This is a genomic window from Actinomyces oris, from assembly GCF_001937445.1.
In the GTDB taxonomy this organism is placed as follows: Bacteria; Actinomycetota; Actinomycetes; order Actinomycetales; family Actinomycetaceae; genus Actinomyces; species Actinomyces acetigenes.
This window is the reverse complement of record NZ_MSKS01000020.1, coordinates 48976-59611: the sequence shown is the minus strand read 5'-3', so window position 1 is coordinate 59611 and position 10636 is coordinate 48976. Positions and strand designations below refer to the sequence as shown.

Annotated in this window: 12 protein-coding genes; all 12 read right to left on the bottom strand. The window is 62.2% G+C overall.

The window, feature by feature from the left end; translation table 11 throughout:
* Window positions 1-112: 112 nt before the first annotated feature.
* The 12 genes from BKH20_RS06945 to BKH20_RS06890 all read right to left on the bottom strand — a co-directional run bounded on the left by BKH20_RS06945 (window position 113) and on the right by BKH20_RS06890 (window position 10365).
* Window positions 113-325, bottom strand: a complete 213-nt coding sequence (locus tag BKH20_RS06945) for a hypothetical protein (protein ID WP_256277412.1) — start codon at window positions 323-325, stop codon at window positions 113-115.
* Between the two features lie 112 nt (window positions 326-437).
* Entirely contained in the window at window positions 438-1067 is a 630-nt protein-coding gene (locus tag BKH20_RS06940) for a response regulator transcription factor (RefSeq protein WP_070661509.1), read from the bottom strand.
* Entirely contained in the window at window positions 1064-2230 is a 1167-nt protein-coding gene (locus BKH20_RS06935; protein ID WP_178388572.1) for a sensor histidine kinase, read from the bottom strand. Before BKH20_RS06935 ends, BKH20_RS06940 begins: the two co-directional genes overlap by 4 nt.
* Window positions 2231-2303: 73 nt before the next feature.
* A complete protein-coding gene (locus tag BKH20_RS06930; RefSeq protein ID WP_075390455.1) occupies window positions 2304-3194 on the bottom strand; it encodes a type II secretion system F family protein in 891 nt (296 codons plus the stop codon).
* 1 nt (window position 3195) lies between these two features.
* Window positions 3196-4122 carry a type II secretion system F family protein gene (locus BKH20_RS06925; protein WP_075390454.1) on the bottom strand — a complete coding sequence of 309 codons (927 nt, stop codon included), beginning with the start codon at window positions 4120-4122 and terminating at the stop codon, window positions 3196-3198.
* Window positions 4119-5354: a CpaF family protein gene (locus BKH20_RS06920; protein WP_256693067.1), complete on the bottom strand. Its 1236-nt coding sequence runs from the start codon at window positions 5352-5354 to the stop codon at window positions 4119-4121. The genes BKH20_RS06925 and BKH20_RS06920 overlap by 4 nt, the downstream gene beginning before the upstream one ends.
* 73 nt (window positions 5355-5427) lie before the next feature.
* Window positions 5428-5835 (bottom strand): TadE/TadG family type IV pilus assembly protein, encoded by a 408-nt coding sequence (locus BKH20_RS06915; protein ID WP_143224960.1) that lies wholly within the window; start codon window positions 5833-5835, stop codon window positions 5428-5430.
* Window positions 5836-5843: 8 nt separating this feature from the next.
* A complete protein-coding gene (locus BKH20_RS06910; RefSeq protein ID WP_081381636.1) occupies window positions 5844-7382 on the bottom strand; it encodes an AAA family ATPase in 1539 nt (512 codons plus the stop codon).
* Window positions 7382-8101 (bottom strand): Flp pilus assembly protein CpaB, encoded by a 720-nt coding sequence (gene cpaB, locus BKH20_RS06905; protein ID WP_075390451.1) that lies wholly within the window; start codon window positions 8099-8101, stop codon window positions 7382-7384. Before cpaB ends, BKH20_RS06910 begins: the two co-directional genes overlap by 1 nt.
* Window positions 8098-8883, bottom strand: coding sequence for a hypothetical protein (locus BKH20_RS06900; protein WP_141759087.1), 786 nt, complete (start codon window positions 8881-8883; stop codon window positions 8098-8100). Before BKH20_RS06900 ends, cpaB begins: the two co-directional genes overlap by 4 nt.
* Before the next feature lie 211 nt (window positions 8884-9094).
* Window positions 9095-9907, bottom strand: a complete 813-nt coding sequence (locus BKH20_RS06895) for a prepilin peptidase (RefSeq protein ID WP_075390450.1) — start codon at window positions 9905-9907, stop codon at window positions 9095-9097.
* Window positions 9908-9918: 11 nt separating this feature from the next.
* On the bottom strand, window positions 9919-10365 hold the full coding sequence (locus tag BKH20_RS06890; protein WP_081381635.1) for a DUF192 domain-containing protein: 447 nt from the start codon (window positions 10363-10365) through the stop codon (window positions 9919-9921).
* Window positions 10366-10636 lie beyond the last annotated feature (271 nt).

Genomic DNA, 10636 nt, shown 5'->3' with positions numbered 1-10636 from the left:
ACAACACAAGAACTCCTAAGAATATGCAGAGTTTCCTCATCAGAGATGATCATCTCCGACGAGGAAACTCTGGTGCATACAACCAAGAGGCTGTAGGTAAATGATGGACTTACTAGAATTTACCGAGGGCTTCCTTGATCTTGTCGATGATGGTGTCTCCAATACCAGACCCGTTTGCAGCGGTGATTATAAGGCCAATAATCGTTGCCGCAACGATGGCGATTCCGGCGTACTCGACCATTGTCTGACCGCGCTCTCCATCGCGAAGGTTGATCCAGGCCTGCTGGAGACGAACCTGAAGGCGGAGCAGTGCGTTGTTGTTCATGATGACCTCCATCGCTGAGTGGCATCGTTGTGAATGCCTGATGTATCTGACATTCACTAAGTTAGGAGGCCTCATGCCCCATCGGGTAGGGGCGTACGCCCCGTCCTGCGGCCTACTGAGCAAGGGGCGGCGATAACCAGACGGCGACCGCCTCAGCGCGGCTGTGGACGTGCAGCTTAGGGTAGGAGCTGTTGAGGTAGTTCTTGACCGTACGTTCCGACAGGAACAGATGCTGGGCGATCCTCTGGTTGGACATACCGGTCGCTGCCAGGTCGAGGATCTCAGCCTCCCGTTCCGAGACCCGCGCACGCAAAGGGTTGCTAGAAACGTTATGAGCCGAAGGATTGAGCACGACATCGGCGGCTTCCTTACCGAGCACCAGGCCTCCGTTGCGGCAGGTCTCAATGGCGCCGGCCACCTCATTGATGCCCAACTGACCGTGAACCAAGTAGCCTCGCGCTCCCGTGTCGAGTGCCTGGCGGATAGTGCTGGGGTCTCGATTCGAAGTGAGCATAATGACCGAGGCGTCGGAACTCAGTTCTGGGAGGATGTCAAGTCCGCTGCGTCCTGGAGGCATGGAAACGTCAAGCAGGATGATGTCGGGGCAGTGTGTGTGGTGCGCCTCGAGTGCGGAGAACGCGTCCTCTGCCTCGATGACCTCGTCCACAGCATCGATACGGTCGAGTACCGAGCGGAGTCCGATACGGACAATGGCGTTGTCGTCAACGACCATCACCTTCATACTATCTTCTCCTTGTCGCTAGCGGAATGAAGCGATGTGATGGGGACACGAAGTCGAACACGGGTCCCCGCAGTCGGTTCGGAGGGCAAATCGATACTGAAGGCGCCGTTCAGTGTTTCAGAACGTTCCTTCAACCCTGCCAGTCCGTAATGACCCTCTCGGTAGAGGCCTTTGACATCCTCTCTAAAACCGATGCCGTTATCGCGGACATCGAGGCGGAAGCAGCTGTCGTCGTGGAGTATTGAGAGGTCGACCGACGTGGCATGGGCGTGCCTCTCAATATTGGCAAGGATCTCGCCCAGGATGCGCTGAAGCTGCCACATCGCCTCGGTCGAGCAGGGCAAGGGGGTGTCTGAGTCGCCGCGGTTGACAGTGACCGACAGTCCTGTGCGTGCCCCCCATCTTGTGGCTTCCTCGACAAGAGCGCCAATGATGTCCTCGTCGCCCCCGGAACGCAGTCCGTCAAGGACGAGTCGGGCTTCCCTGCTTGCTTCGTCCGCGGCCTCGAGGAGCGTGTGACTGAGTGGAGCGTCTGGGTGGTTCTCAGCACCGAGAGAGCTGTCCAGGGATTCGGCGAGCATGCGAATGCCATGGATGCTCTTGGCGAGCGAGTCGTGCAGATCTCTGGCAATCGTGAGTCTCTCGGCGGTGGCGCGTTCTTCTGCTCGGGCGAATGCGGCCTCGGCGGAAAGACGACTGATGTCCGTGAACTGGCTGTTCAATCGGTTCCCGAGCAGGACGCTGAAAAAGATTCCAGCAACCATAGTGGCGGCCACAACTGTGGAAATTGAGGCGTCATGTAACTTAAGGAGCGCGAGCGATAGGGTAGTACCGACGCACCACAATGACGCCCAGAACGCTTGACTTACAAGGCCGATGAGTACCGACGATGCGATAAGATAGGCAAGAGAAAGAGCAAGACCTCCCGGGAATGTTGCAGGAAGAGCGCTGGTGATGACGCAGGTCGTGACCAGATCGGCGCATAAATAAGTCCAGTTATTGACAATGAGGCGAGGATGCCTGTTGAACACCCTCAAAGTCGCCCAGTTGATGCTTAGCCCCAGGAGGGGGACCGCAACAGCCCCTCTGTCGGTGCTTGATGCAATGATTCCTAGCTCGCAGGCCAGGATGAGGCCAAGCCGTATGTCGCAGATCAGAGCCACTGCGGTAAAAAGGGCGTGGTGGTGAATGAATCTCGATGGGGGTTGCGAGTCTTGTGAATTAATTTCTTGCATTTTATCCGCCAAATAATTTCGCGAAAGTGTCCCGATTGGCGAAGACCATCCCTCCGAGCATGAGGATCATGGCGCCTGGAACCATGGTGGTCGTGGCGATGAGTGCTACCTTGGGCTGTGCCTTGGCTGCAGCACGACGGACCTGCTGGGCGCGTTCGCGACGAATCTCCTTGACGATTGACGTAAGGGCGTCGCCGATCGGCGTGCCTAATTCTTCGGACTGGAGGAGCGTGGTGACGAAGTTGTCGATATTGTCGGAACGGCAACGTTTCTTGAGGGACGTGAAGGCGTCGCGACGAGAAACTCCGAGTCGCATCTCATGAAGTGTTTTACGCATTTCTTCGGCCACAGGCCCATCGAAATGGTTGCACACTCGTTCCAACGAACTGCGAAATGGCATACCTGAGCATACTGTAATGGCGAGAATGTCCAGGAAGTCGGGTAGGTCGCGGTCGATCGCTGCCTGTCGCTTCTGAACCGCTTGAAACAGCCAGAGGTACATCCAGCCTGAAAATATCGTTCCAAACGCTAGTCCGTAGACGGGGTGGCCTAACAGGGTGAACACTGCTATAAGAAGGATGCTGAGGGAAATGAATCCCGCCTCCCTCTGGATGAATAGGTCGAGGGTGAGGCCTTCTGGATTGCCTGCATTTTTTAAACGACGATCGAGCTTTTTTAGGTGGAGTGGCCCATAGAGGCGGCGGAGAGACTGCTGCGTCCTGATGCCAAGTGTGTCAATCAGCAGGACAAAGCCGCTTTTTCGTTCGACCTTCTTGTCGTCATGGTCGGCGATTCCAGGCTGGCTAGTGCCGTCATCCTTGATGAGGTGGATTCCGTAGGCTGCAAGGAGCACCACGAATGCCGCTGCAGTGGAGTATATTATTGCGGGCATGCTACACCTCCACCCGGGAGACGATCTTCATGAGTAGGGCTCCGATTCCAAAACAGATGAGTGACGCGAGAAGGATGATTTGACCGATAGGTGACGATGCCATGTCGTCTAAGACTCCCGGTTTCATCGTGTTCATGAGGATGATGGCCACGAGGCCGATGATAGGGACCAGGTAGGCGCTGAAGGCTGAACCAATGATGGCGGTCCGGACTTCGCGGTGCAACTGCTTGCGGTCCTCAAGTGCGAGTGCGATGTCATGCAGTGCACCGGCCAATGCTCCTCCCGCTGTTGACTGAATAATGATCGTACGCACGAGGACATTCAGCTCGCGTGAGGGCATCCGCTGAGCGAGGTCAGAGAGCGTACCGTCCAAGGACCATCCAAGCGCTAGCTGTGATGTGGCCCGGCTGAGCTCGGCTCGTGCCGGATCCGACATCTCTTGCGCCACCAGAGCGAGGGATCGCTCGATCGACACTCCTGCGGATGTGCCGTTAGATAGTATGCGGGAGACCTCCGGGAGCTGAGCGATGAATCGTTCCACTCGTTGAGCCGTACGGCGACGCAACCATCGGAAGAACACCAAGGGAATGAGTGCTGCCAGGATGCCTCCTGCGATTCGTCCGATCAACGGGCGCGCCAGGAAGAAGGTTGCGGTAATAGCTGTGATGAGAACCAGCTCGGTGATGGCCACATCCCAGCTCAGCCCGGCCCCGGACATCTTGCGCTTCAGTGGTTTACTGAAGGGCAGTCGGCGAATCAAGGCGAGAGTACGGCTCCCCGCCCCCACTCCCTGGGCGATATCCGTGGCTCCGAGGCCTTGTGCGAGCTCGGCCGTGCGCCCCGCATTGGCAGACATGGTGATGAGGGCTGCGCTCCCCATGATGAGGGTGGCCGCACCACTGATGTAGACGAGAAGGACATTGCTCATGATGCCATCTCCTGCACAAGCAGATCTGCCGGGAGCTGTAGACCGTGCTGGCGGACTCTGTCTGCTATAGACGGAGAAACACCATGGAACTCGAAGTTGTCGTGACCTCTCTGGGCGGTGTGGACGTAACGCATCATGAGTGAGGTCATATAGTGCTCGTGGTGTCGTGAGGTCACTGCCTCGATCGTGCGGACTCGCCTCGTGCCGGAGGAGTCGCGTTCCAGCTGGACAATGACATCGATTGCGCCATTGATCTGATCTCTAATGGTCTCCACCGGTAGCGTGACATCAGACATGGAGGACAGTGTCTCCAAGCGGCTCAGTGCGTCGGTCGCGGTGTTGGCGTGCACGGTTGTCAGCGAGCCCTCGTGGCCGGTGTTCATGGCCTGGAGCATGTCGAGCGTCTCTCCGCCGCGGACTTCGCCAACAATGATGCGGTCGGGGCGCATACGCAGCGAGTTTCTCACCAGATCACGAATTGTCACCTGTCCTGCTCCCTCGGTATTGGCCGGGCGGGCCTCCAGGCGGACCACATGGGGCTGCTGGAGAGACAGCTCGGCCGCGTCCTCGATGGTGATGATTCGCTCTCGATTCGAGATCATTCCCGACAGCGCGTTGAGGAAGGTGGTTTTCCCCGATCCGGTCCCGCCGGAGACGAGAATATTGAACCGAGCGGCTACCAGTGTCCCCAGGAGATCGGCGGCTTCCTGGGGCAGGCTGTTTCTAGCGACGAGATCGGAGAGGCGGAAGGGCTGAGGGAACCGGCGGATGGTAATGGTCGGCCCGTCGAGCGCCAGCGGCGGGATGATGACGTTGACACGCTCTCCGCCGGGAAGACGCGCGTCGACCATGGGACTGGACTCGTCCACACGGCGGTTGACTGAGGAGACGATGCGGTCAATGAGCTGGTACAGCTCGGCCTCGGACGTGAAACGGGTGGGGACCCGCTCGATCTGTCCGGAGCGCTCAATGAAGACATCCTCCATGCCGTTGACCATGATCTCGGTGACGGAATGATCTGCGATGAGGGGTTCGAGCACTCCCAGCCCGACCGCGTCGTCGATCACTCGTTTGATGAGCCAGGCCCGCTCTCGTGGCGACATGACAGGGCCCTCGAGGGACAGAAGCCGTGAGAGCACCCGCTCCAGACGGGCTCGCTGCTGGGCCAGCTCTAGGCCTGCGACCTCTTCTAGGTCGATCTCCTCCAGCAGCCGGGTTCGGTAGAGGGCCACCAGATCCTCTCGGCTTCCAGCAGTCTGCCGTTTTCCTTCTTGGGGATGGACAACCCGGTCTCGTAGTGCCATGTCAGTCCTCGGGGAAGTAGGCCGTGCGAGTCACGGTGACGTGTTCGCTTGTAATCGAAGGGATGCCGATCGGAACCCGAGCGGTCACCTGGACGCAGTGCCCCGGACCGCAACTATCCGATACGGACTCCAGGCGTACCCAGTCGGGCAGGGCCTGGTGCGCGGCCTGCTCGGGGGAGCGCCCCAGCATCGCCGCGCGAGCGCCGTCTCGGGCGGCTGCGCTGACGGAGGTCACCGTGGAGACGGCGAGGAAGCCCTGAACGAGGAACATGGTGACCAGGACCAGAATCGGCACGAATCCAATGAGCTCAATATCGAGGACACCTCGCTCATCGTGACGTAGACGGCTGATCAGACGCTTCGGGGTTGAGATGACACGGGCCGGGCGGGCGGCTCCGGTTGTGGACATGGTTCTCATCACTTCTCCCAGACGATTCCGGCACTTGCGGAGGTATCCATATCGACAACGGAGAGGACCGGAAGCGTGACGGTCACCCTGTCCGCTCCGGAGCGTGTCACCTTGGTGCGTGCGGCGTAGCTGCTGGGCAGGCGACTGGTGACTTCCTGCTGCACCTGACCGGGGCTCTTCCCGACGCCATAGGCATGAGCCGCCTCGTTGGCGGCATGAGTGGCGTACATGTACGAGACTCCGAGGCTCAGTGCCTGGATGCACATCAGAATCACGGCAGTGGCCAGGGCGAAGACCACGGGGAACTCCACCGTGATCTGGCCCTTTTCCGAGCGGCGGCGCCTGCGTCCTCGTCGCGAGGCCTTGGTCGAGCCCTCCGCCGCACTCCGGTCAGGAGCGCCGCCAGGACTCGGCGCTGTTCCGGTCGTGATGGCTCCGGCGATGGACTGTGCGGCCTTAGCCATGGCGGGAACCCTCGACGTCAGCAATGTGTTGGAGTTGACGGCCATCTCGATCTGAGTCGTCAGATCGGGAATGCTGGCGGCCAGTGCCACTCCCGTCATCTTCGCCGCGGTGGCCGGCTGGATCTCGCGTTGCCGGCTGGTCAGGTTGACCACCAGCCCGAAGGGGCGTCCACGGGCGATATCGAGGCGGTCGAGCGCATCGCTCAGCCTGCGCACCGAGCGCAGTGCCGGAGCATCGGGGGTTGCGACGATGAGGGCTCGGTCGGCGGAGTCGAGCCCCATGGCCAGAATGTCGTCAAGGCGGTTGCCGCAGTCCAGGACCACGTGGTCGAACTGGTAACGCAGCATGGTGAGGATCTGCCGCGTGGCCGACTCCGTCAACAGCTCACCGGTCTCGCCCTGCTCCGGAGCGGGCAAGAGCGCGATCCCGCCGGGGAGGGGGTACAGGATTTCGGAGATCTCTCGGGCGCTGACCTCCGCTGCGATGTCGGCCAGATCGGCGATGGAGCGGCGCACCGAAATGCCGGTCATGGCGGCGAGGTCACCACCGCGAACATCGAGATCCACCAGGCAGGTGCGAGCTCCCTGAGCGAGCTGGGCGGCAGCCATGAGTGCGACCGTCGAGGTGCCCACGCCGCCCTTGGCGCCGACGACGGCGGTGATCGTGCCTTGACGGCGAGCTGTGATCTCCTGCCGGCTCGAGGCCTCGCTGCGTACCGCGCGCGACCACGCCAGGACCGGGAGCAGGCGGTTCGTGATCTCCTCGAGCGACAAGGGCAGCCCCAGCACGGTCCGCGCTCCGGTGTCCATCGCCGCCACAACGTTTTCGGAGGTGCGGGTCCGGCTCAGCAGAACAACGGGAATGAGCGGGAGGGATCGGGAGAGCTGTTGAACGGTGGGCAGGGCGATATGCCCCTCCAGCGCCTCATCGACCAGAATGCACGACGTGACGTCCGGTTCCAGAAGCTCTCTGAGCTTCTCAGGCGAGGCGACAGTACGGACCTCACCAAGCCCCTCCGCCTCGGCCATCGCCGCCAGTACCTGCTGACGGGTCTCCTCATGATCGGTGACTAGGTACTGCATCAGTTCGCTCCTTGGGCAGGTGCTCCGGGATTGGCGGAGTACTCGGGGGTCTGGGCGCTCCCCTGGTCGCCGTCGCGGCGCAGAAGGAGGCGCACCTTCTTCGAGAAGCTCTCGGCATAGGCGAGCTTGAGCGACTGCTCAGGCGTGAGCGAGAAGGTCACGGGGACGCTGTCCTTCTCCTCGGAGAAGTTCCCGTTCTCGTCCTTGTCCTGCACCTTCGTGGTCACACCGACCTCGGTGATGAGCGCGTTCTGGATGATGATCTGGGCCTTCTGCCCCTTGGTGTTGGGGTCCTCCACCGTGGAGACGACGTCGACTCGGGAGCCCGGGGTGACCTTGCCGGCGACGCCGGTCTCGGCGTCGATCATGATCGACACCTCTCGATACCCCTCCGCCAGCTGTGGTGGGTCCTGAAGCATGCTGGTCTGCAGCACCGCCCCCTTGTTGTAGGTGGACGCCGCCACCTTGCCCTTGAGGTCATTGACGTCATGGACGGCGTCGTCGGGAACCCACCGCTTGGGAACCTGCTCGGTCACGACGTCGGCCGCAGTGACCTCCTTGAGCTCGGTCACCTGCTGGGACAGCTTGAGGACGGTTGTCATGGGGCCGACCTGCGAGGAGATCGACTGGACGTAGCTGAACATGGCCACGAAGGTGACCACTGCTCCAAGGACGGTGACGAGGATGAGCAGAACACCTCGACGTTGACGCGGATTCATGAGGACTCCTTGACTGGGTGGGGTGCGGAAGCGCGGGGCGCCGGCGCGGGCACGTTGGGCCACGTGCCGCACAGGAGACATCCCTGTGGGACGGCTAGCTGACCGCAGTAGGGGCAGAAGGTCCGGGTGAGGGGCGCAAGCGCCTGCGAGACAAGAGGGCCGGGGTCGGTGATGAGCACGGTCATTTCCGCCCAGGACTTGGCCGGCCAGGTGCGAGACATGGGGAGCAGGGGCTCTCGGTGGAGCCCCAGGGAGGGCAGGCCGCCTGTGACTCGGTTCTGCTCGTCGTCCGCGGCCCAGATCGCCAGACTGCCCTGAGGCGGCTTGTTCCAGACCACGTCCTTGACCTTGGTGACGCTGCTTCGCGCCTCCCCCAGGTCGAGGGTGAAGCAGGAGCCCGGCAGCATCGACTGCAGGTGCTGCCCGATGGTGGGTGAAGGGCTGGTGAGCCTGCTGACCGAGCTGAGAGCGACCCTCGTGCGTAGTGCGGGCTGCAATGCGTCAACCACTGTCTGTGCCTGACCGTAGGCCCGGGGGTGAAGCTGCATCAGGCAGTAGGCCAGGGCGCGGAATCGCGTCTCGGGCTCATTGAGGGCCAGGATGCCGAGGTCCTTGCGTTTGAGGATCCCCCGAACCATGCGGGCGGCGTGCTCCTCCTCCCCGGTGCGGCACAGCAGCAGGGCCGGTCCCTGACCGAATTGCTGGAGGACGGTGACGGCCTGACCCATGTCCCAGTCCTTAGTGGCGTCCGGGTGGGGCCGGGAGGCGGTGAGTACAAGCATGAGAGGCCTTACGGTGTCGTGGCTCTGCAGGAGGCGGAGTCGATAGGTACGGGTGGGTGGAGGGGGAGGCGGGGCGGTCCTGAGCGGGGATGGCCGATGAGCCCAAGAGTTACGAAAGGTAATGATCAGGTGACGCGACTTGAAGGTATCATGAAGTATTACTTATGACTCTGTGTAGTTCTCCCCATAAGATGTGATGGCGTTCGTCGTGTCAGACGATCGCCAGCGGCCAGGTGAGCAGGGCTCCGGCGATGAGGTAGGGGCCGTAGGCCATGGGGTCCTTGCGTGACGCTTGGCGGGTGATGAGCAGGAACAGCGCGCCGATCCCACCCAGGAAGACCCCGGCGCACAGTCCGAAGACGAGCAGCCAGGGGTTGAGCCATCCCAGCCAGAGGCCGATCACCGCGCCGAGCTTGACGTCTCCCAGCCCCAGGCCGGTGCGGAAGTACGCCAGGGCCAGGCTGATGCCGCCCACCGCCAGCGCGCAGAGAGCTGCGGTGAGGGCGGTGTGAGCCCTGTCGGGATCCAGAACGACGGCGACCACGCCGCATACGGCCAGCCAGGCGGCCGTGGCGCCCAGCAGGCGGTTGGGGAGGAGGTGCGCCACGGCGTCGACGCTTCCGGCGCATCCGAGCAGTGCGTACACGGGGATGGCAGTGAGCGTTGCGGTGGTGGCGCCTATTCGGTTCCCCCACCAGGCGCAGATGAGGCATAGGGGCAGGGCCAGCAGTCCCTGGGGTACTGCGTTGAGGAGACCGGGATGCTTCAGTGTCGGGTGCTCGGGTGAAGGGGGAGGAGTGGAGGGGGCCTGTGAAGGCGCCTGGGCGCTGTCTCGGGGGTCGCTCGTCATGCCGTCCGCTGGGTGTCTCGGGGTGTCCGTCGCGCCGTGGGTGCCGGCATCGGTCGTGTTCGCGTCGTTGAAGGGCTCTCGCACGTAGCGCCGCGTCCACGCGGAGACCGGACCGGCGATGAGTGCGACGGAGCCGAGTGCCGCGGCGCCGAGTAACCAGGGTTGGAGGGACATGAGGGAGCCTTTCAGCGAATCGGGCGGAGAATGTTGTTCTGGTGTCCTTCTGGGCCGGGGTTCGATGGCGGGGGTGGTTCAGGAGGGGATGTGGCCAGGATGCTCCCCTTGTGGATTCCCAGGCGAGAGGCGTCTCCCCGTCGCATTTCGACGACGGCCCTCGCAAGCGGCCGGGGCATTCCCATCCGGTTCGGAGGCATCGTCGTCACTGCGACGACCCTCCCTCGGCGTCCCACGTAGACGACGTCGATCGTGTGGCGCATGCGGAAGCAGTGCACCCAGTTGCAGCGAGTGATCCACAGGGCGCCGTCGATCGAGTCGGTGCCGAGCAGGCCGATGTTGCGCTCGCGCCGGGTGTGTGCGCTCCACAGCGCCAGTCCGGTGTCTCGCCCGTCCACGGTGAGGTGGGGGAGGCCGTCGACCGGAGCGGTGGACCAGATGGGTGTCATCGTGCTCATGCTCAGTGATGGTAGAAGGGATGATTTGAGTACTGTGAGGGGGTGTTCGCCCCATCGTTGACGGGAGAAACAGGCGGTACGGTTCATAGATGGCGTGTCCAGTACCACGCCCTCACCTCGCCCTCCGCCCTGGCGCCCTGACGTGGCGAACGGGTAGCCTGGCCCGCGGTGCCCGCAGACGGGTCACCGCATCTCCATTCCGTTCCCAGCGACGTCGGATTCGCCCAGGCCACAGGCCGGCTCGAATCAAGCGCGACATCGTGACGTGGGT